Here is a 22883-nt window from a genome sequence, read left to right on the forward strand (position 1 = left end):
CCGACCGTCTATTCCCAGTCGAGAGCGCCCTTGCGCCATTCATAGATAAACCCGACCACGAGAATTGCGAGGAACCCCGTCATCGACCAGAAGCCGAGCATGCCGATATGCGACAGGCTCACGGCCCAGGGAAACAGGAACGCAACCTCGACATCGAAAATAATGAACAGGATGGCGACCAGGTAATAGCGAACGTCGAATTTGCGGCGGGCATCGCCGAACGGCTCGAACCCGCATTCGTAAGCGCTGAGTTTTTCGCCGTAGGGATTCTGCCGGGCCACCAGCAGGGAGCCGATCACGAACGCCGCGCCAATCAAGCCCGCAATGCCGAGGAAAACCAGGATCGGAAAATAGTTCATCAAGCTCGGCTGCATCGCGGTCCGCCTTTGTCATGCCCCAAGATTACGCCCGTATCGCCTAACGCGCGATTACCGACGCCCAGCATCGTCTGCTTTCCACTTGTCGTATCGCGCATGCAACAGGTCAAGCCCGCTTGCGCGCATCGATACGTCCTTCCTCCGAACGTGATCCATCAGCATTAAGCAAAAGATAGTTGTCACTAAACCAAAAACTGGCGCGAGTGACGGGGCTCGAACCCGCGACCTCCGGCGTGACAGGCCGGCGCTCTAACCAACTGAGCTACACCCGCGTCGTTGGCGTGCTCGTAACGCGCCGACCTGGAGGCGTCAAGCGGGACCGGAAACTTACGGCGCGGTGACCGCACCACCGATGGCGCCGGCACCGCCGCCGATCAGAGCACCGGTAGCAGGCTTACCGCCAGTAAGGGCGGAAATGCCCGCGCCTGCACCGGCACCGAGCACACCCCCGCTTAACGCGCGGCTACCGGGCGTGTTGCCGCAAGCGGCCAACCCGAGAACGAGTCCCAGGGCCAGCAGCGGTTTGATGGTTTTCAGCATATGGAATCCTCCATTGAGTTGATCACGATGGAGAGATGGGGATGCAACCTTTCTCGCATCCATCCGGAAGATGAACGATGCGTCAGGCTGAGTCCAGATATGTCAAGGAGTAACAATAATCGTATGGGCGGTGACGGGATCGAACCGCCGACCCTCTCGGTGTAAACGAGACGCTCTACCGCTGAGCTAACCGCCCGAAAAGACGGCCTGCTGAGTGCAGCGCCGCCGTTTTGACTTCGTGAGCATAGAATTAGGACTGCCGGCTTATCCAGCCAGAAGTTATCCGATTAGTTGACAGCGTCTTTCAGGGTCTTGCCGGGCTTAAACCGCACGGATGTCGACGCTGGGATTTTGATTTCTTCGCCGGTGCGCGGATTACGGCCGATGCCGGCCTTGCGCTCAGCAGTGCCGAACGTTCCAAAGCCCACCAGGCGCACTTCCTGCTTCTGCTTCAATGCAGATTCGATAGCGGCGAACACAGCGTCGACGACCTCGGTCGCCTTGGCTTTGGAAAGATCGGTCTGTTCCGCCACGTCGGCGACTAGATCCATTTTATTCACGGGGTGGTCTCCCAGTTGTAAAATTAAACAGCACTCTGACCGGGCAGGAGTAGCCCTGCCCATGATGTACTGCGTCCGATTCGGTGGTCGCACACTAGAAGGGCCGGTTCACACTCGTCAACGAAGACGAAGCAGAAACCGGCCCCATGACAGTCATTTAAGCCAGCTTTTTTTGCTGGCTTTCATGCGCCTAGCTCAATGTGGCAATGCGGTCCCGACAGTCTCGGCTGGGCGCTGCGCGATCGGCTCGACCGGCTCTTCCCACTCGATCGGTTCGAGCTTCCGCACCAACGCTTGCGCAATCACGTCATCCACATGGGATACAGGGATGATTTTCAACGATTTTTTGACATTGTCTGGAATCTCGGCAAGATCTTTCTCGTTGTCCTTCGGAATCAGGACCGTGGTGATGCCAGCACGCAGGGCAGCCAGCAGCTTCTCCTTCAACCCGCCGATCGGCAAAACCCTGCCGCGCAGCGTGATTTCGCCGGTCATGGCGATATCCTTGCGCACCGGCACGCCGGTCAAGGCAGAAATAATCGACACGGCCATGGCAATGCCGGCGGACGGACCATCCTTGGGGGTGGCACCTTCCGGAACATGCACATGAATGTCACGTTTCTCGAACAGTGGCGGCTTGATGCCGAAGCTGATCGAGCGTGACCGGATGTAGGAAATCGCGGCCGAAACACTCTCCTGCATCACATCGCCGAGCTTGCCGGTCTGCTTGACATTGCCCTTGCCGGGCAGCAGCACGCTTTCGATCGTCAGAATTTCGCCGCCCACTTCGGTCCAGGCAAGGCCGGTCACGACACCCACCATATCCTCCGCCTCGGTCTCGCCGAAGCGGAATCGCGGCACACCGGCAAACGCTTCGAGATTCTTCGCGGTCACAGCTACCTTGGTCACTTTCTTGGTGACGATTTCCTTGACCGATTTGCGCGCGGATCAATTCGCGTATCGCGTCATCCGAGACCGACCACTCGCCTTGCTTCAGCCCATGCGCTTCGGCCTGTTTTTCGACCAGATGGCGCTTCGCGATCTCGACCTTTTCATCCTCGGTATAGCCGGGGATGCGAATGATCTCCATGCGGTCGAGCAGCGGTTGCGGCATCCGCAGGGAATTGGCCGTGGTCACGAACATCACGTCCGACAGATCGTAATCGACCTCCAGATAGTGATCATTGAACGTCGCGTTCTGTTCGGGATCGAGTACTTCGAGCAAGGCCGAGGTCGGATCGCCCCGCCAATCTGCGCCGAGCTTGTCGATTTCATCGAGCAGGAACAACGGGTTGGAAGTTTTTGCCTTCTTCATGCCCTGAATGACCTTACCGGGCATCGAGCCGATATAGGTCCGGCGATGACCGCGGATTTCCGCCTCATCGCGCATGCCGCCCAGCGACATCCGCACGAAATTACGCCCCGTCGCTTTCGCGATCGACTTGCCGAGCGAGGTTTTGCCGACACCAGGAGGCCCGACCAGGCACAGAATCGGCCCGCGCAGCTTCGGACTGCGCGACTGCACGGCCAGATACTCGATGATGCGTTCCTTGACCTTCTCAAGCCCGTAATGATCGCCGTCGAGCACCCGCTCGGCCTCGATCACGTCGTTCTTGATCTTCGCACGCTTTTTCCACGGGATGTCCAGCAACCAGTCGAGATAGTTGCGCACGACGGTCGCTTCCGCGCTCATCGGGCTCATCGTCTTGAGTTTTTTCAGCTCGGCGGTCGCCTTTTCACGGGCTTCCTTGGTCAGCTTGAGCGTCTTGATCTTTTCCTCGAGCTCGGCGGTTTCGTCCTTGCCTTCCTCGCCCTCGCCCAATTCCTTCTGGATCGCCTTGAGTTGCTCGTTGAGGTAATATTCGCGCTGGGTCTTCTCCATCTGGCGCTTGACCCGGTTGCGGATGCGCTTTTCGACCTGCAGAACACCGATTTCGGCTTCCATATGGGCGAACACGCGCTCAAGCCGCTCGGCGACCGAGGCGGTTTCCAGCAATTCCTGCTTGTCGGAAATCTTCAGGCCGAGATGGCTCGCAATCGTATCGGCCAGCTTCGAGGAATCGTCGATCTGGTTGATCGATACCAGCACCTCCGGCGCGATCTTTTTGTTCAGCTTGATATATTGCTCGAACTGGGTCACCACGCCGCGCGCCAGCCCCTCAGTTTCCTTGGAGTGATCGACGATATCGTCGAGCGTCTCGGCCAGAACCTCGAAATGGCTGTCGATTTCGTTGTAGCCGGTGATCCGAGCCCGACGCACACCCTCGACCAGCACCTTGACCGTGCCGTCCGGCAGTTTCAGCAATTGCAACACTGTGGACACAGTGCCGACGTCGTAGATGTCGGACGCAGCGGGATCGTCCTGCTGCGCATTACGCTGGGCAACCAGGAGGATCTGCTTGTCCTCCTTCATCACGCCCTCGAGAGCGCGGACCGATTTTTCACGGCCGACGAACAGCGGCACGATCATATGAGGAAACACAACGATATCGCGCAACGGCAACACCGACAGCGCTTCACCGGCGATCACCACGGGCAGCTTTGCTTTCGCACCCGCAGGCTTGGTTTTCTTGGGATTGGTCTCTGACATCAGACTACCTTTCGTAAGCCACGATCCCTGCCCGACTGCGGCACAGGGAACGGTGCCGGTTGATCCGGCCACATAGGCGATATGGGGTTAGGTTTTCGTTAACGCAACAGCATTCACCTCGCCGGGCCCCGCATGCCGGCCCATTGCCGTCGACGTACCGGTGCTGGACAGCCGGCTTACCGATCAAGAAGCGGTCTCGGCCCGTTCTTTGCCGTGGATGAACAGTGGCTCGGCCCGACCTTCGGCCACCTCGCCATTGATCACCACCTCTTCGACACTGTCGAGCCCCGGAAGATCGAACATGGTGGCCAGCAAGATCTGCTCCATGATCGACCGCAGACCGCGGGCGCCGGTCTTGCGCTGAATGGCGCGTGAGGCGACGACGCGGAGCGCGTCTTCGGTGAAATTGAGCTTGACGCCTTCCATCTCGAACAACCGGCCATATTGCTTGACCAACGCATTCTTCGGCTTGCTCAAAATCTCGATCAACGCCACCTCGTCCAGATCCTCGAGCGTGGCGACGACCGGTAGACGACCGATGAACTCGGGGATCAGGCCGAACTTGAGCAGATCCTCAGGCTCAACCTCGCGCAGCACCGCCCCCGTGCGCCGCTCACTCGGATCGCGCACATCGGCACCGAAGCCGATGCCCGACCCCTTGCCGCGCTGGGAAATGATCTTTTCGAGGCCGGAAAAGGCACCGCCGCAGATGAACAGGATGTTGGTGGTATCGACCTGGAGGAATTCCTGCTGCGGGTGCTTGCGCCCGCCCTGCGGCGGCACCGAGGCAACGGTGCCTTCCATGATTTTCAACAGGGCCTGTTGCACACCCTCGCCCGATACATCCCGGGTAATTGAGGGATTGTCCGATTTGCGGCTGATCTTGTCGACTTCATCAATATAGACGATGCCGCGCTGCGCCCGCTCGACATTGTAGTCCGCCGCCTGCAGCAGCTTGAGGATGATGTTCTCGACATCCTCACCCACGTAACCCGCTTCGGTCAGCGTGGTCGCATCCGCCATGGTGAACGGAACATCGAGAATCCGCGCCAGAGTCTGTGCCAGCAGGGTTTTGCCGGAACCGGTCGGGCCGAGCAGCAGAATGTTCGACTTGGCGATCTCGATGTCGTTGTTCTTCTGGGCGTGGGCCAGACGCTTGTAATGGTTGTGGACCGCGACGCTCAGAACCTTCTTCGCCTGGTCCTGGCCGATCACATAGTCATCGAGCACCTTGCAGATCTCGCGCGGCGTCGGGACGCCGTCGCGGGTTTTGACCAGGTGCGTCCGGTTGTCCTCGCGAATGATATCCATGCACAGTTCGACGCATTCATTGCAGATGAATACGGTCGGTCCCGCGATCAGCTTGATCACTTCATGCTGCGACTTGCCGCAGAACGAGCAATATAATGTGTTCTTCGAATCTCCGGACTTAGTGCTCATCGACGCTCCAGCAGCGCCCCAGGAAGTGTGGCGCTTTAATCATCGCGGGAAGACTAGACCCCAACTCGGGATCATACAAGCATTCTGATGCGGCGTGTCGCAGGAATGCAACACAGCCGCGTCAGCAATGCGCGATCAGGCCGCCTCTTTCTTGGCATCCTTGCTTGCGGAGTCGGACGGGCCGGTGGGTTTATGCGCCATCACCTCATCCACCAGGCCGAAAACCTTCGCCTCATCGGCCGACATGAAGCGGTCACGCTCCAGCGCGCTCTCGATATCCTCGAGCGTCTGACCCGTGTGCGTCACATAGATATCGTTCAGGCGCCGGCGCAGCGTCAGGATCTCGCGGGCCTGAATTTCGATATCGGCGGCCTGCCCCTGGGCGCCACCCGAGGGCTGATGCACCATGATGCGTGAATTCGGCAGAGCGTAGCGCTTGCCCTTCTCGCCTGCGGCGAGCAGCAGGCTGCCCATCGATGCCGCCTGACCGATACACACCGTCGAAACCGGCGATTTGATGTATTGCATCGTGTCATAAATCGCGAGGCCGGCCGAAACAACGCCGCCCGGACTATTGATATAGAAGGAAATATCCTTCGACGGGTTTTCACTCTCCAGAAACAGCAACTGCGCCGAGATCAGTGAGCCGACCTGGTCGTAGACGGTGCCGGTGAGGAAAATGATACGCTCTTTGAGCAGGCGCGAGAAAATATCGTAGGAGCGTTCACCGCGGGCGGTCTGTTCGACGACCATCGGCACCAGGCTGTTCATGTAGTATTCGGTCGGATCGCGGTCCATCGGCGTCTGTCTCCTGGTCGCGGGCCGGGATGACCGCGCCCGCATGAAAATCCACTCCTGCCGGTCGTGGTTCCGCCTCACCGAGGCCGGAACCATGATCGCAGGTTTTTAAGATGAGCCGAGATCGGGCTGTCGTAAACCCCCCATGCTGGGGCGGATCACTCTTCGTCGTCGGCGAACAACACCTCGGTCGTGACTTCCTGGTCGGTCACGGTGGCGAGTTCGAGCGCGTGATCCACCACTTTATCCTCAAAAATCGGCCCGCGCAGACGATCCATCGCGCGGGGATTTTTCTGGTAGAAATCGATGATCATCTTTTCCTGGCCAGGGAATTGCTGCATTTCGTTAATCATCGCGCGACGCAGGTCCTGCTCTGTTACCTGAACATTGGTGCTGCGGCCGATCTCGGCAACGAGAAGGCCGAGTCGTACCCGTCGATCCGCGATGGCGCGATATTCGGCGCGCAATGTCTCTTCGTCCTTGGCGGCATCTTCCGCATCGAGCCGTCCGCCGGCCCGTTCGGCCTCGACCTGGCGCCAGATTTCGGCGAATTCCGCCTCAACCAAGGTTTCCGGCGCGGCAAAATCGGCCTGCTTGGCAAGTTCATCGAGCAGGGCGCGCTTCACCTTCATGCGGCTGGCGCCGGAGCGCTGCTGTTCGAGCCGATCCTTGAAGAATTTACGGAATTCCTCGAGAGTTTCAAAGCCGTTGGTCTCGGCGAACGCATCGTCGATCACGACCGGGGTCTTCTGTTTCAACGCCTTCACCGTGATGTCGAACGTGACATCTTTGCCCGCCAAATTGGCGGCATGATATTCGGTCGGGAACGTCACATTGATGACTTTCTCCTCGCCGACCGACATGCCCTCGATCTGCTCGGCGAATCCGGGAATGAAGCCGGAACCACCGATTTCAACGTCAGAATCCTGCGCGGCCCCGCCGTCGAACGGCGTGCCCTCGAGCTTGCCCAGGAAATCGACCGTCACGACATCTCCGCTCACTGCCGGGCGAACCTCTTCAACGGGCACCAGAGTCGCGCGCTGATCGGCGAATTTGGCAATCGCCTCGTCGACTTCGGCATCGGTAACCGGCGCGACCGGACGGGTCAGCGTCAGCGATTTGAGGTCGGGCAGCGTCACGTCCGGCAGTACTTCCATTTCGATCTTGAACTCAAGATCGGCCTCGGTGCCAGCGTTGACGACTTCAACCTTGGGCGACACCGCGGGGCGCAGACTGCGCTCGGCCATCATTTTATCGGTGGCATCGTTCACCGAGGCTTCGAGCACCTCGGCGGCGACGGCCTCGCCGAAGCGCTTGCGCACCATCGACAGCGGCACCTTGCCCGGACGAAACCCCGGCATCTGCATCGTCTTTGACAATTCGGCGAGGCGCTTGTCGCGCTTTTCGCTCAAATCGCTGCCGGGAATGACCACGGTGAAGTTGCGCTTCAGCCCATCGGTCAGCGTTTCGGTAACCTGCATGTCCAACAAAATCCTTACGTTACGCCATCTTGTGATCGCCGCGATGAACCACGGCCTCGGTATCGCAGCACCTTGCGGAGCCTTCATTCATACGGGCGGAGGGATTTGAACCCCCACAGCTCACGCCACCAGAACCTAAATCTGGCGTGTCTACCAATTCCACCACGCCCGCGCCTAGCCAAACTCATCGCCCCGCGCCCAGACGGACGCAGGAGTACAGCGGCGGCACCTAGCGCGGATTGGCACATTCGACAAGCAGGGGATGACCGAGCGAGCGCCCGCGCGCATGAGGCAAGCGGGCGGTTCGTTGGTGTGACGCGAAACAGAGCCGCGCCACCTTCGTTCGCTCCGTTTAAACTGCTGCGCGATCGCGCGCTGCATCCTCCGGCCGGTCGGCCAGCGAGGCAATCAGCGCGCTGCGCAACTGGGCCAGTTTGCGTTCGTTTTCCACCTTCAGGCCAAACACGTCCTTGACGTAGAACACGTCGACCGCGCGAACGCCGTATGTAGTGATGTGGGCCGAGGCGATCTGCAGCCCCTGCCCGCTGATCGCCGCCGTGACATCGTGCAGCAGTCCAGGCCGGTCGCGGCCGTTTACCTCAATCACGGTATGGCGATTCGATGCGCTGTTATCGACCACCACACGCGGCGGCACATGGATCGCACGCATCCGCCCGCCCACCACGGTGCGGCCGGCCTTGCGAATTTCGGCTGAAAGCCGCAACCGGCCGGACAGCACCTGTTCAATCAGAGCGGAGACGCGCGCTAGCCGGTGTGGCGCATCGAGCGGTCCGCCCCCGGCATCCTGGATCCAGAACGTATCGAGTGCCATGCCATCGGTCATCGTGTGGATACGCGCATCGACGATCGAAGCGCCGGCGACCGCGAGCGCCCCGGCGATCCGGCTGAATAGACCTGCATGATCGGCGGTATAGACCACGACCTCGGTCACGGCACGGGCTGGCAGGGGGATCGTTGCCACCACCAGCGGCAGGTTGCGAATGCGGGCATCGCGGATCAGGCGGCCATGGCGGGCGATGCTGTCAGGGTCGAAGCCCAGCCAATAGCCGGGATAGCCCATGCCCAGAAACTGCTCGCGATCGGCGGCCGACCAATCGGCGAGCGATTCACCGACCATTTGCTTGACGCGAGCGACCCGAACATCCCGCTCGGTGGTGGCCAGCCCGCCTTCGAGCACCTCGGCGACACGGGCGTAAATTTCGCGCAGCAAGGTGGCCTTCCAACCGTTCCACACCTTGGGCGACACGGCGCGGATATCTGCGCAGGTCAGGATCAGGAGCAGGCGGAGGCGTTCGGGCGACTGCACCACATCCGCCACATCGAGAATGGTCTTCGGGTCATCGATATCGCGGGAAAACGCGGTCTGGCTCAGCAGCAGGTGATGCAGCACCAACCAGGAGACCATTTCGGTCTCCTCAGGCTCGAGACCCAGCGCCGGGCCGATGCTCAGGGCGAGTTCGGCGCCGATTTCGGAATGGTCGCCCCCCCTGCCCTTCGCGATATCGTGGATGAGCAGCGCGACATACAAGGCGCGGCGGGATTGCAGATGCTGCGCGATGCCGCTGGCGACCGGCAGCGTTTCCGACAGATCCCCCCGCTCAACCGCGTTGAGCACGCTGATCGCGTGGATCGTATGCATGTCGACCGTGTAGACATGATAGGAATCGAACTGCATCTGGCCGACGATGCGGCGCCAGTCGGGCAGATAGCGCCCCAGGGCGCCGGTTTCGTTGAGGATGGTCAGCCAGGTCGCACCATCGGAGGCGGGTTCGGTCGCGCCGCACAGCAGATCAAGAAACAACGCCGCCGCGGCCGGATTGCCGCGCAACTCGGCGGTTCGTCGCGCACCGCGGATCATTGCGCGCAAAGCCAGCGGGTGCAGCGCCAGCGCGCGGTCGCGCGCAAAGCGCAGAATACGGAACAATTGCAGCGGCTCGGCCATCGGCTCGCGGCCCGGCGCGAACAAAATCCTGCCGTCGGCGAGGACGAAGCCGGCATCGGCCAGTTCCGAATCGGTCGCCGCCGCAATTGCGGGTGGCCCAAGGGCTGCGCGGATGACCGCGGGTTCCAGCACGCCGGTAACACGCGCAACCTCGCGAACCACCAGGAAATAGTGGCGCATGAAACGTTCCACGCCGTCCTGCCGGCCGTGACGCGTGTAGCCCATGCGCGCGCCGATCACCGGCTGCAGATCGAAGGTGAGGCGCTCCTCGGCGCGGCCCGCGACGTAATGAAGGTGAAACCGCACGGTCCACAGATAATCCCACGCCCGTTTGCAGGCCCGCGCCTCGGTTTCGCTGAGAATACCGCCGCCGGGCGCGGTCGGGCCCACCAGCTCGGTCATTGCGAAGGTGCCGAACACGTAGCGGGCAACCCAGTACAGCGTCTGAAGGTCGCGCAGGCCGCCCTTGCCTTCCTTGATGTTGGGCTCGACCATGAAGGGCGTGTCGCCGAACCGCTTGTGCCTTGCCGCGCGCTCTTCCTGCTTCGCGGCGATATAGCCGGCCGGGCTGCCCTCGGCGCAATCGGCGCGGAAGGCGATCTGGAAATGCGCGAACAGGGCGCGATCGCCGGCGATGCAGCGGGCATCGAGCAGCGAGGTGCGGATCGTGATGTCGCCTTGCGCCTCGGTCAGGCAATCGGCGGTGGAGCGCGTGGCGTGACCGACCTTGAGGCCCAGATCCCACAGGAAGTACAGGATGAACTCGACCGCGCGTTCGACCCGCGCCGAAGGCTCATGGTCGGTCAGGAACAGCAGATCGATGTCGCTGAACGGCGCAAGCGTGGCGCGACCGTAGCCGCCGGTTGCGGCGACGGCGAGCCGGTCGTCCGGCTCGATCGGCAGCAACGCCAGCGCATACCCGATCAGCGCCGCAATAAACTCGTCCATCAAGCCGGAAAGCAGCCTTGCCGCGACGAGGCCGCCAAGGTCACCGCGCTCGAACCGGGTCTGCACATGGGCCTGCAACCGGCCGAGTTGGCGGCGAAACAGGCCGAGCGCCGCATCGCGCGGCGGCGTCGTCCCCTGCGGGATCAGCGACTGCAGGGCGGCAGCGATATCGGGTCGGTCAACTGGTGCGTCATCGCGCGCAGCGCCGTTCGTGTCGCTTTGAGAGTGCGGCAGGCCACCCGAGGCGAAGCGGGGCTGGTTGATGAGATCTGACATGTCATTCATTCTCTACCGCGCCTTGCGGGCCATCGCCAAGAAACTTTCGTCGCCACGCATAAATCAGGTCGAGCGCCTGGCGCGGCGTCAGTTGATCGGGCGCCGCGGCGGCCAGCGCGTCACGCCAGATCGAAGCCTCCTCAACCACAGGGGGCGGTGCCGGTTCGAGCCCCACAAACAGCGGCAGCGCCTGATCGCCAGGGCGTGAGCGCTCGGCCGCGCGCAACAGCATATCGGCCCTGCGCACCACGCCGTCCGGCACACCGGCGAGCTTCGCGACATGCACACCCCAGCTGCGCTCCGCAGCACCTTCGATTACCTCATGCAAAAACACCACCTCGCCGCGCCATGATTTCACCCGCATTGTGCAGGGGCGCAGCCGTGGCAGCGCCGCACCCAGCTGAACCAGATCATGAAAATGTGTCGCGAAAATGGTTCGGCACCGGATCTGGCCGTGCAACGCCTCCAGCACCGCCTGCGCGATCGCGAGACCATCGCGCGTGCCGGTACCCCGGCCGATCTCATCGATGATCACGAAGCTGCGCGGGCCGGCCTGATGCAAAATGGCGGCGGTTTCGATCATTTCGACCATGAAGGTCGAGCGCCCGGCCGCCAGATCATCCGCCGCGCCGACGCGTGAGAACAGACGATCGACCAACCCGATCCGCGCTGAGGCCGCCGGTACGGGCAAGCCGGCCTGGGCGAGCACGATCATCAGGGCGTTCTGGCGCAGGAATGTCGATTTCCCGGCCATATTGGGCCCGGTGAGCAGCATCAGCCGGCGGTCGGGCGATAAATCCGCATCGTTGGCGATGTAGCGCGCCCCGGGCGGCAGCGCCGCCTCTACGACCGGATGGCGGCCGGCTTCGATCATGAAATCATGATCCGTGGTCAGGCTGGGCGCGTTCCAGCGTCCGGATTGCGCCAGGCTGGCGGCCGATTGCAGCGCATCGAGCCGGGCCAACGCGGCGGCACAGGCGGCCAGAGCATCCTCGCGTGCAATGACCTGGCGCAGCAGATGATCGAGTATCAACGCCTCACGCGCCGCCGCGCGATCATGCGCCTCGGCGATCCGACGATCGAGATCGGAGAGTTCGGGTTGGGTGAACCGCGCCGCCGCGGCCAGCCCCTGGCGCAGCACCAGTTCGGGAAAGGCGCGCAGCGCTTCGACCGCGCTCGACGGTGCTTCGAGCACATAGCCGAGTTGATGATGGTGCCGCACTTTCAGGCTGGCAACGCCATACCGCATCGCGAGCTCGGTCTGCAGGGCGGCGATGACCTGCCTGGTATCGTCGCGCAGGCGGCGCTCGGCATCGAGTTCGCCATCGAAACCGCTGGCGATCGACGGCGCCTCGCCCACACGTTGCGGCGGGGCGTCCACCAAGGCGCGGCGCAGCAACTGCGCAAGATCGGCCGATGGATCGAGCGCCGCCGCATCGGCCGCAAGCGGATGCGCCGCTTCGCCACAGGCGGCCGGCAATGCCGCGCGCAAGTCGGCTGCCGCCGCCATCGCATCGCGCACCTGCGCCAGATCGCGCGGGGCCAGGCGGCCGGATTTGCCGGCGGCCAGGCTGAGCCGCGCGAGGGCGCGGGCCAGATCGGGCACGCCGCGCAGCGCGGTGCGGATCGCGCTCAGGCCATCCGGCACCACCAGCAGGCTTTGCCAGCCGGCTTGCCGCGCGCGCAACGGTTCGATCGCATCGAGCGGCCCGGCGATCCATTGGGCCAGATGCCGCGCGCCGGCCGCGCTGACGGTGCGCCGGATCGCGCCGAACAGGCTGCCCGCCTCGCTGCCATCGCGGGTACGCAACAGATCGAGGCTGGCGCGCGTCGCTGCGTCCATCACCAGCAGCCCGGCCTCGCTCTGGCGGACCGGATGCCCGATCCGCGGCAGGCTGCCGCCCTGGCTGCGCTCGACATAGCGCAGCGCCACCGCCGCCGCCTGCGCCTCGAGATCCGAGAACGCCCCGAACGCATCGAGCGAGGCAACGCCGAACAGCCGCGCGATGTAGCGGCGGGCCGCATCCGGCCCGGGCAAGCCCTCCGCCTCGGCACGCCGCCCGGCCAGCGCGCCCAGACCGTCCAACTCCGCGCTCAAAATCTCGGCGGGGTCGAGCCGCGCGAGCAATGCCGGCAGCTCACTGCGCTCGATCAGCGCGGTTTCGAACGAAGCCGTCGAGACGTCGATCCATGCGAGACCGATCTGTCTGGCGTCATGCGCCAACGAGACCAGCAGGCTGGACCGGCCGGACTCGAGCAATGCCTCTTCGGTGATGGTACCGGGCGTGATCAGCCGGACCACGGCGCGCTCGATCAGCGCCTTGCCGCCGGATGATTTGGCGGCGCGCGCGCGGGCTGCCGCCGGTGCCTCGATCTGCTCGGCAATCGCCACACGAAAGCCGCGCCGGACCAGACGGGTCAGATAGACATCGCGTTGCGCCGCCGGCACGCCGCACATCCGGATCGGCTCGCCCTGGTGGGTGCCGCGGGCGGTGAGCGCAATATCGAGCGCCGCGGATGCCGCTTCGGCATCGTCGAAGAATAATTCGTAAAAATCGCCCATCCGGAAAAAAATCAGCGCGTCCGGGTATTCGGCCTTCGCCGCGAACCATTGCGCCATGGCGGGGGTTGCGCCCGCGGCGCGATCTGAAATCATACATCATCCTAGCCGACGCCGGTTGCGCTGCGAAGCCGGATTGCCCGCAACGGAGCGCCAGGGCACAACGGCGCGATGAGGGGCTTTAAAATGTCTGGAGGGTTGTGTTTCGGTCGGCATCGCTTGCCTGTCGCGTTCCTGGTGATCCTGCCATTCCTGGTCAACGCGCCCGTGCTGTTTGGCGTGATCAACAATGATCCCGCCCTATTCGCAATGTTCCTGACCCGGTCGATGGGCCACCGGCTCTTGCTCGCCGCACCGGGATGGCTTGACCCGACGATCGGACTGATCACGCAACCGCTCGGCATGCTCAGCGCCAAGGACTGGCTATCGGGCAGCATACCCTGGTGGAACCCCTTTAGCGGGGTCGGTATGCCCCTCGCCGCCGAAATGCAGACCCTCTCGTTTTTCTTGCCCTTCGTTCTTTTGCTCAAATTTTGGCAGGGCTGGCTCGTTCTCAAACTCGTGATCCAGATCCTGTGCGGGCTATTCTTCTACGCGCTGCTGATTGAACTCCGGTTCACGCGTCTGGCGGCATACCTCGCCGGAAGCGCCTACGCGCTCTCGGCAACCTTCTTTCTGGTGCCGCACGTGATGGGTCCGCTGCCGTTCGCACCGCTGCTGTTGCTCGGCATCGAGCGGGCGCAGCGCGCCGCACGCGATGGTCGCGCCCTGGGTTGGGGCCTGATTCCGCTTGCGCTCGCCTATTCGATTTACGGAGGCTACCCAGAAGTCGCCTATGCCGACGGGACGCTTGCAGCGGTGTGGACGATCTGGCGGTTCGCCACGCTTGGCGCGGCGCGCGCGCGGTTCGCCGGCAAGGTTGCGCTCGGCGGCGGGATCGGGCTGGCGCTGACCCTGCCCTTGGTGGTGCCGTTCTTTCAATATGTGCGGCTGTCGTATCTGGGTCAGCACGCCGATTTATACAGCTGGCTCTGGCTGCTGCCGCCCGGTGCACCGCTGCAATTGTTTCCTTTCATCTACGGGCCGGTCGGCGCACCCGTCCCCGCGGGCGTCTCGCCGGTCCTGTCGAATTTGATCACGTCTTGCTGGAATCAGCTTGGCGGCTGGTTCGGTCCGCTGGCGAGTTGTATGGCGTTGGCCGCCATCGTGCGTCCCGGAAGGCGACAGGGTCTGGTGCGCCTGCTCGCGGGCTATATCCTGATCTGGCAACTGCGGATCTGGGGTTTTCCGCCGGCGGTGTGGCTGATCGATCAGATCCCGCTGATGGGCCAAACCAATGCCGTCCGGTTCTGCGGCCCCGCGATGGAACTCGCGTGTTTCACGCTGCTCGCGATCACGGTCGACACCTGGCAGACCTGCGGCGCGATGGATCGGCGCGCGATCCGATGCCTGATCGCGCTCAGCCTTGCGATCGTGGTGATCGCGGTGGCGCCGGCCTTGGTCAGTCTGTACGCCTGGTTTGCCCCGGGCACGGCCATGCCCGGCTTCGCGATCGGGGCCACCGGCGCTGAGCTGATCCTCGCGATCGGCGCCGGCTTCATGCTGACCCGCCGCCCCAGCCGAGTCGCGGCGCTGATGCTCGCTGCGATCATCGGCACCGACGGTTTCGCGACGGCCGGCCTCAGCCAGCTCGCCGCACCGGTCCACGGCACGATCGACCTGCGCGGCGTGACCTATCTGCAGCGCCATCTTGGGCTCGCACGGTTCTACTCGCTGCAACCGTTCGGTCCGAACTACCCGGCGGCCTACGGGCTCGCCGCGATCGATGAGAACGAGCTGCCCGTGCCGGCCGCCTGGAACGACTATATACACCGCCATCTCGATCCGTATGCCGATGTCGTGATGTTCACCGGCTCGCAAGCCCGCAGCATCGGCTGTGTTCTGCTACCGCGCGCCGCCGCCGCATTGCGGAACGGCGTGTTCATCCGGCCGCAACGCTCGGTCATCCCACCCGATCAGAGCGCGGAACTGCGGCGGCATCTGGCAGCATATCAAGCGATCGGGGTCAAATACGTGCTCACACCGCCCGGTCAGGATCCGTTCATCGAGCAGGCACCCCTGCCGGTAACGACCGTTGGCCAGGTGCCGTTCCAACTCGCGGCCGGCGGCGTGCTCGACGGCGTCATCCCGGCGGGGACCGTCGCCGTGCATCAGATCGATCGGGTGGATGCGCTGATCGGCACCTATCAGGGGGCTGCGCGCGGCGTACTCCGGTTAAAACTCTGCGCCGGCACAGTCTGCGCGACAGGCCACGCCGATCTGGCGACGGCGCGCGACAACCACTACCTGCCGATCCCGCTCGATCGGCCGCTGGCCGTGCCGCACGATACGCCGCTGACATACCATTTCACGCATGCGAGCGGGTCTGCCGTAGCGCTCTGGTTGGGTTCGTTCCGGATCGATGCACCACCCGCGCTCGCGATCGGCGGCATCACGCCGCCGCATGCGCCGTTGCTGCGCCTGGTGACGGAACCGCCCGACCGGCCGCCCCTCGTGTTCCACAACCGGGTGATGCGCATCTACCGGCTCGCCGATCCGCACCCCCTGTTCACGGCAGGCCCAGCCTGCCACCTGACGCCGTTGGGTATCGATGCGGTGGATGCCGATTGCACCACGGCATCGCGGCTAACGCGGCTGGAAGCGTTCTATCCGGGTTGGCGCGCCACCGTTGCTGGCCACTCGGTGGCGATCACGCCAGCCCAGACAATGTTTCAGTCGATTCCGCTTCCCGAAGGGTCGAGCCGCGTACGGTTCTTCTACCGCCCGCCGTTCATTCGAGTGAGCTGTGCTGCGGCATTGGCTGCTCTGCTCGCCTGGATCGCATTGCTTGCCGCACAATCGGCTCAGGCTCGACGCATCCAATGCCCAGACCGGTAACCGTGCGGCCTGATTCGAATAGCTGCAACACCTGCGCCTTGAGGACGGGGGGCGAATAGAGGAACCCCTGGATTTCGTTGCACTGATACAGCGTCAAAATGGCTGCCTGCCGTTCAGTTTCTACGCCTTCGGCGGTCACGCGTAGACCCATGGTCTGGCTGAGGTCGATGATCGCCTTGACGATCGGTGCATCGGCGGCGTTGTGTTCCAGATCGTTGATAAAACTACGATCGATCTTCAACCGGTCGAACGGAAAGCGCGACAGCGTGGCAAGCGAGGAATAGCCGGTACCGAAATCGTCAATCGCGATGCGGCAACCGAGCGCGCGCAAGCGATGCAGATTATCGATCGTGCGGCCTTCGGTCTCGAGCACGGCTGTCTCGGTAACCTCGAATTCAATCCGGTCGGGTGCCACGCCGGCCTGTTGGATGATCTCGGACACCTGATCAACGAGCCACGCTTCGCGCAGGTGCAAAGGCGACAGATTGACAGCGATTGCCATGAAACCTGGCAACTGTGCCGCCAGCGCAGCGGATTCGGCCAGCACGAATGCAGTGATCGCGCCGATCAGCCCGGTGCGCTCGGCGATTTCGATGAACTCACCCGGGGGAATGATCCCCCGATCGGGGTGCTTCCACCGCACCAGCGCCTCGAGCCCGACGATCGACCGAGTCGACAGCGCAACAACCGGCTGGAACTCGACGAAAAGCTGATCGTCGCGCAGCGCACTCTTGATGTCGCGTTGCAGCCCACGGCGGTCCTGCAACTGGCGATCCATCGTCGGGTCGAACAATCGCCAAGTGCCGCGCCCGGCATCCTTCGCGCGGTACAAGGCGAGGTCCGCATTCCGATAGAGCACTTCCGGCGTCCGACCGTCGCGCGGCGCCAGGGCGATGCCGATGCTGACCCCGATTTCGACGGTAACGCCGTCGAATTTATAGGGTCGGGAGACACGATCGATGACCCGGTCGGCGATTGCGGTCGCCTCGAACTCATCATCCGCGGGCAGCAGGATCGAGAATTCATCGCCGCCGAGCCGCGCCGCGACATCGCGATCCCGGATCGCCCCGCGGATGCGATGCGCAACAGCGCGCAGCACCGAATCACCGAGGCCGTGGCCATAACTGTCATTCACCGCCTTGAACTGATCGAGATCGAGGCACAGCAGCGCCACGTTCGGCTCAGCGCCCTCGGACAACAGCAGACTTAGCGCGCTGTTGAACTCGGTGCGGTTGGCGAGATCGGTCAGGCTATCGTGCCGCGCAAGATACGCGATTCGCTCGCGCGAGCGATGCACAGCGGTTACATCCGAGCCGACGCCACGATAACCGATGAAACGACCGCTGGAGTCCTCGATCGGCTTGCCGGTCATCGACCACCAGCGGCGTTCGCCGCCCATATTGACCGGCATGACCATATCGCGGAACGGTTTGCGCGTGATCATGCGCCGGCGCAGCGGCTCGAACACATCACCTTCGGCAGGACGCACCTGCTGTAAAGTCTGATCGGTGCCCGCCATGAAAGCGAGTAAATCGCCCCGTATGGCGGATTGAGGCTGGCGCGCCACTTCGGCGAACCGGGGCGAGACATGCTTGATCTCACCTTTGGTATCAGTTTCCCAAAGCCAGTCGCTGGCATTTTCCTCGAAATCGCGCAGGAGAATGCGAATGGTCTCACCTGTCTGCGCCAGATTGATTTCGTTCACGCTCCGCTCGAGCATTTTGCGATTTAAAAAGACCATCGTGAAAAATACGAGCGACGTGTAGCACGAGATTGAAACAACGAATGCCACACTATCGAGGTGCCCTGAAACATAGATGGCGCAGAACAAGCCGATCGTCAGCGGCAACCAAAACATCAGCGTTGATGATAATGGTCCCGATGATATCGTTGTTGATATCAAACCGATCATGATACTCAGTATCAGCGATTGCTGAGCAGCTGGGGATATTTGGATAATTGAAACCAAATAGAATGACCAGAAGCTACCCAATGTAAATATAAAGAGATTGAAAATATATTTTAGTTTTATGAAGGAGTTATCGCTGGTATTTTTATTTACCCAGATTGTTGTAAACAAGAACAAAATGAAATAATTTAGAATTAAAGCAATAAAATAGTATCCAGCATATTGGAGATGAATTTTATTGTTAAATTCAAGTTCAATCGCAGTTGCGACCGTCGCACCGAGTATACAAGCACCGCGAGTCAATCGGATGCGGACGCCGAAATTTTCTCGCGAAATCAACAATCTAAGCTCGGACGGAACGACGTCCAAAGAAAAAATCTTGGACGACATCCGTCTACTTAAAAGTACAAAAAAATATAATAATTTACGCAAAAACTTATTCTTCCAAAGGGATCTCTTACAAAAAGTCTCGATTCAAATAACCAGGACATTGAGCACTTTACCTTCTTTACATTTGATTAATCTGCGCTTTTTATTGCTCATTTCCCAATCTTTCAAACGGAGGTTACCGATGGACGGATCGATTGTCGGGCTTGGCTGGCAGAGTGAAGCTGCACCGCTCGTCAAAAATAACAAAGCATCCGATGGTATCACAGCTCGGCTGGTGGTCAACGAAAATGGCTATCACGAGGCCCAACGGCTTCGTTACGACGCCTATCTGGCGGCGGGCTACCTTCAACCACGCGAGGTCAAACTGTTTGCCGATTCGCATGATTCCCGGGCATCGAGTCGGTCACTGGTCATATATCTCGGCGGGCAACCGGCCGCCTCCGTCCGGGTTTGCTTGCTGGACCATTCGAACTCCGACGAAGAGTGCGGCCAGCTCCCCGCCTCAGCCATGTTCAAAACTGAAATCGAAACATTCCTCAAGCAGCGGGCCAATCAAGGTTACGGGACCAATGCCGTCGAGATCACGCGCTTGGCACGCAGCCCGGTCCACGCTAAAAACCTCGCTCTTGTTCTTGGTTTATACCATGTCGCCGGTTACTTGATCCTGCATTTCCAAGCCGATGTGATCTTTGCCGCTGTAACCAAAAACCACACCACCTTTTACAAGCGCATGGGATTCCGCGAGATCGCGCAGCCGAAGGATTATCCGGGCCTTGATGTCCAGACCGTCCTGATGGGGTGCCTGCTCGAAGAGCATCGCGGGATCCCCGGCCGGACGCTGGCGCTGAAAGAAATGTCCCTGTCGGATGACACCTACCTTGGCCTCATTGCCGGCGAGCGCGTACCAGTGTTTGACGGCGACGCGACGTCGGCCCCGGATCTGGTCGTCAACCGCAAACGGACCGAATCAGACCACCGTCTCAGCTCATGACGCCGCGACGAGGCCGCCCGATGCAAAGCCGCCAACCAGCGGCACGCAGGTAGCTAAAACGCCGACAATCCGGTCTGCGCGCGGCCGAGGATCAGGGCGTGCACGTCGTGCGCGCCCTCATAGGTGTTCACGGTCTCCAAATTCATCATGTGGCGGATAACGTGATACTCATCGACGATGCCATTGCCGCCATGCATGTCGCGTGACAGCCTGGCGATATCGAGCGCCTTGCCGCAGTTGTTGCGCTTCATCAGCGATATCATCTCGGGCGCCGCCTCGCCGGCATCGAGCAACCGGCCCAGCCGCAGCGCGCCTTGCAAACCCAGCGTAATCTCGGTCTGCATATCGGCGAGTTTCTTCTGAACCAGTTGCGTACCAGCCAGTGGTCGGCCGAACATCTGGCGATCGAGCGTATATTGCCGGGCCGCGTGCCAGCAGAACTCGGCAGCCCCCAGCGAGCCCCACGCAATGCCGTAGCGCGCGTTGTTCAGGCACGAAAACGGGCCGCGCAACCCCTTCACGCCTGGCAGCATATGGTCATCCGGCACGAACACATCGGCCATCATGAGCATGCCGGTCACCGAGGCGCGCAGCGAAAACTTGCCCTCGATTTTCGGCGTCTCGAACCCTTTGCTACCCCGGTCCACCAGAAAGCCGCGGATGATCCCCGCGTCGTCCTTCGCCCAGACCAACGCCACATCCGCAATCGGCGCGTTGCTGATCCAGGTCTTCGAACCGTTGAGCAAATAGCCGCCGTCGACTTTTCTAGCCCGTGTCCGCATCGAACCGGGGTCAGAGCCGGCGTCCGGCTCAGTCAGGCCGAAACAGCCAACCCATTCGCCGCTGCGCAGTTTCGGCAGGTATTTGTCTTTCTGCGACTCCGACCCGAACGCCGCGATCGGATACATCACCAGCGAAGACTGCACCGAAAACACCGAGCGATAGCCGCTGTCGACGCGCTCAACCTCGCGCGAAATCAAACCGTAAGCGACATAGGAGACATCAGCGCAGCCATGGCTCGCGAGCGTTGCTCCCAGAAACCCCATCTCGCCCATTTCGGACACCATCGCCCGATCGAATTGTTCATCGCGAAACGCACGCAGCACGCGCGGGAACAGTTTTTCCTGACAATATTCGTGTGCGGCATCGCGAATCGCACGTTCATCCTCGGTCAGCTGCGTGTCGAGGTGAAACGGGTCGGACCAGTCAAACGTGGTGAATCCACCCTTTTTCACCAAATTTTTCGGTTCTGGCCCCGCCGGCTTGCGCATCTCGTTCACGCTGCGATCTCCGTATCGTCATTATCGGTGCCGTCGTCATCGAAACCGGTGGGCTCGATCGGATCGGGCGTTGGGGCGCCGGCACGCCGCCGGATCTGCATGAAAGCGGGAATATCGTCGCCAAATCCCACGACGACGCCCCGCTCCTCGCCCGTCTCGCCATCCCGCCCACGCCGGACGTTTCGGCCAAAGTCGCGCGGCGCGTCACGCGCCGCATCGCGACCCGCCCCACGGGCCGACCGAACATTCTCACGCGCCACAGGACGTGCTTCGTCGCGCTCCGGCGCGGCCCGAGACTCTGGCGCGGGTACCGAGGCCGTCCGACGCGACGAAGATTTCGGCGGCGCCGGCGGCGCAGTGCGGCCACGACGGCGGCCACGCTTGTCCGACTCCGCCCATTCAACAGGGTCGAGCCCCTCCACCACCAGCGGCGGTATCGCATGCCCCGTCAGTTTCTCGATCGCCTCGACCGCCAGACGGTCTTCCGGTGTCGCCAGCGTCAGGGCGCGCCCCTCAAGTCCGGCGCGGCCGGTACGGCCGATACGATGAACATAATCCTCGGCATGATGCGGTACGTCGAAGTTGAACACATGCGACAAACCACCGATGTCGATACCGCGCGCCGCCACATCCGAACAGACCAGCAACCGGATGTCGCCGGCCTTGAACGCCTCGAGTGTAGCGAACCGCGCCGATTGCGGCATGTCGCCATGCAGCTGGCCGGCAGAAAACTTGTGCCGAGTCAATGACTTATAAAGGATATCGACATCGCGCTTCCGATTACAGAACACCAGGGCGTTCTGCACATCCTCGGTCGCCACCAGGCGGCGCAATGCCTCGCGCTTGTCCTGGGTCGCTACCAGAAACAGCCCCTCGGTAATCGTGGTCGCAACCGACGCCGGTTTCGAGACCGTGATTTCCTTTGGGTTCCACAAAAACGCGTCAGCCAGCCGCTTGATTTCGGGCGCCATCGTCGCCGAGAAAAACAGCGTCTGGCGCGGCTTGGGCAGAAGCGACACGATCCGCTCGACATCCGGGATAAAGCCCATGTCGAGCATCCGGTCCGCCTCGTCGATCACCAGCACCCGCACATCGGAGAGCAGCAGGCCGCCGCGATCAAAAATATCAATCAGCCGCCCCGGTGTCGCGATCAGCACATCGACGCCGCGGGTCAGCACATCGCGCTGCTCACCCATGCTCTCGCCGCCGATCAGCAAGGCATGGGTCAACTTCAGGTGTTTCCCATACTGAACGAAGTTCTCGGCAACCTGCAGGGCAAGCTCGCGCGTCGGCTCCAGGATCAACGACCGGGGCATCCGCGCCCGTGCCCGCGAACCCGATAAAATATCGAGCATCGGCAAAGTGAAACTCGCCGTCTTGCCGGTGCCGGTCTGCGCGCAGCCCAGCACATCGCGCCCCATCAGCACCATGGGAATCGCCTGTGCCTGGATCGGCGTCGGCGAGAGATAGCCTTTCTCGACCAGCGCCTTCAGAACCGGCTCGGACAGGCCGAGTGCTGCGAAACCGGCCGCCTCAACAACAGCGTCGCTCTCAGGCGTTTCGTTCGCATCATCGGGTGCTGCCGCATGCTCATCAGCATCCGCAGGCTGCGAAATCGAGGCTTCGAAATGTTCAGATTCGGGCAAATGGACGACCAGTTCGGATAAGAGGGCTGCGACCGGCCTCATGAAACGACCGGATCAGGCATGAATGAGTCGGCGCGTTTTGCCTCGCCAACGTTTACTCATATCTCGATAAATCATGAAAAAGTCAAGAGATCGCGGCCCGTGCCGGGCGCTCGGAAGGACGGTGACGAGGCAAAGCGGAAAGCATGTACCCTTTG

At 61.9% G+C, this 22883-nt stretch carries 13 protein-coding genes, 3 tRNA genes and 1 pseudogene; 2 read left to right on the top strand and 15 right to left on the bottom strand.

From position 1 onward, the window contains the following. Positions 1–8: 8 nt before the first annotated feature. The 12 genes and pseudogenes from B7X49_RS00295 to mutS form a co-directional block, all read right to left on the bottom strand. Positions 9–374, bottom strand: coding sequence for an NADH-quinone oxidoreductase subunit A (locus B7X49_RS00295; protein ID WP_286702333.1), 366 nt, complete (start codon positions 372–374; stop codon positions 9–11). A gap of 198 nt (positions 375–572) precedes the next feature. Continuing rightward, a tRNA-Asp gene (locus B7X49_RS00300) sits at positions 573–649 on the bottom strand. Between the two features lie 55 nt (positions 650–704). Then, the gene (locus B7X49_RS00305; protein WP_029311285.1) at positions 705–917 is read right to left on the bottom strand and encodes a hypothetical protein; all 213 of its coding nucleotides are present in this window, start codon (positions 915–917) and stop codon (positions 705–707) included. A 124-nt stretch (positions 918–1041) separates the two neighbouring features. Then, positions 1042–1113: transfer RNA gene (locus tag B7X49_RS00310), tRNA-Val, on the bottom strand. Between the two features lie 91 nt (positions 1114–1204). Then, positions 1205–1468 (bottom strand): HU family DNA-binding protein, encoded by a 264-nt coding sequence (locus tag B7X49_RS00315; protein ID WP_029311286.1) that lies wholly within the window; start codon positions 1466–1468, stop codon positions 1205–1207. Positions 1469–1672: 204 nt separating this feature from the next. Beyond that, positions 1673–4067 (bottom strand): annotated as a pseudogene (lon, locus tag B7X49_RS00320) (endopeptidase La). Between the two features lie 183 nt (positions 4068–4250). Next, positions 4251–5507 carry an ATP-dependent Clp protease ATP-binding subunit ClpX gene (gene clpX / locus B7X49_RS00325; RefSeq protein ID WP_029311288.1) on the bottom strand — a complete coding sequence of 419 codons (1257 nt, stop codon included), beginning with the start codon at positions 5505–5507 and terminating at the stop codon, positions 4251–4253. 135 nt (positions 5508–5642) lie between these two features. After that, entirely contained in the window at positions 5643–6305 is a 663-nt protein-coding gene (gene clpP, locus B7X49_RS00330; RefSeq protein WP_029311289.1) for an ATP-dependent Clp endopeptidase proteolytic subunit ClpP, read from the bottom strand. Between the two features lie 158 nt (positions 6306–6463). After that, positions 6464–7786 (bottom strand): trigger factor, encoded by a 1323-nt coding sequence (gene tig / locus B7X49_RS00335; protein WP_286837326.1) that lies wholly within the window; start codon positions 7784–7786, stop codon positions 6464–6466. 90 nt (positions 7787–7876) lie between these two features. Further along, positions 7877–7958 (bottom strand) — tRNA-Leu (locus B7X49_RS00340). A gap of 180 nt (positions 7959–8138) precedes the next feature. Continuing rightward, complete coding sequence (locus B7X49_RS00345; RefSeq protein ID WP_286702335.1) at positions 8139–10982, bottom strand: [protein-PII] uridylyltransferase; 2844 nt, start codon at positions 10980–10982, stop codon at positions 8139–8141. Further along, complete coding sequence (gene mutS / locus B7X49_RS00350) at positions 10975–13629, bottom strand: DNA mismatch repair protein MutS (RefSeq protein ID WP_286702336.1); 2655 nt, start codon at positions 13627–13629, stop codon at positions 10975–10977. The genes B7X49_RS00345 and mutS overlap by 8 nt, the downstream gene beginning before the upstream one ends. Positions 13630–13752: 123 nt before the next feature. Here mutS and B7X49_RS00355 point away from each other — a divergent pair, with 123 nt between their 5' ends. Continuing rightward, the gene (locus B7X49_RS00355) at positions 13753–16470 is read left to right on the top strand and encodes a YfhO family protein (protein WP_286702337.1); all 2718 of its coding nucleotides are present in this window, start codon (positions 13753–13755) and stop codon (positions 16468–16470) included. Here the strand turns inward: B7X49_RS00355 and B7X49_RS00360 are convergent. After that, positions 16364–18769 (bottom strand): bifunctional diguanylate cyclase/phosphodiesterase, encoded by a 2406-nt coding sequence (locus B7X49_RS00360; RefSeq protein WP_286837359.1) that lies wholly within the window; start codon positions 18767–18769, stop codon positions 16364–16366. The two genes, B7X49_RS00355 and B7X49_RS00360, sit on opposite strands and share 107 nt — an antisense overlap. 181 nt (positions 18770–18950) lie before the next feature. On the opposite strand from B7X49_RS00360, the gene B7X49_RS00365 reads away from it, so the two are divergent. Next, a complete protein-coding gene (locus tag B7X49_RS00365) occupies positions 18951–19760 on the top strand; it encodes an N-acyl amino acid synthase FeeM domain-containing protein (protein WP_286702339.1) in 810 nt (269 codons plus the stop codon). Between the two features lie 53 nt (positions 19761–19813). Here B7X49_RS00365 and B7X49_RS00370 read toward each other — a convergent pair whose 3' ends face one another. Both B7X49_RS00370 and B7X49_RS00375 read right to left on the bottom strand, forming a co-directional pair. Continuing rightward, the gene (locus B7X49_RS00370) at positions 19814–21031 is read right to left on the bottom strand and encodes an acyl-CoA dehydrogenase (RefSeq protein ID WP_286702428.1); all 1218 of its coding nucleotides are present in this window, start codon (positions 21029–21031) and stop codon (positions 19814–19816) included. A 5-nt stretch (positions 21032–21036) separates the two neighbouring features. After that, the gene (locus tag B7X49_RS00375; protein WP_286702340.1) at positions 21037–22728 is read right to left on the bottom strand and encodes a DEAD/DEAH box helicase; all 1692 of its coding nucleotides are present in this window, start codon (positions 22726–22728) and stop codon (positions 21037–21039) included. Positions 22729–22883 lie beyond the last annotated feature (155 nt).

The organism is Acidiphilium sp. 34-64-41, from assembly GCF_002282635.1.
In the GTDB taxonomy this organism is placed as follows: domain Bacteria; phylum Pseudomonadota; class Alphaproteobacteria; order Acetobacterales; family Acetobacteraceae; genus Acidiphilium; species Acidiphilium rubrum.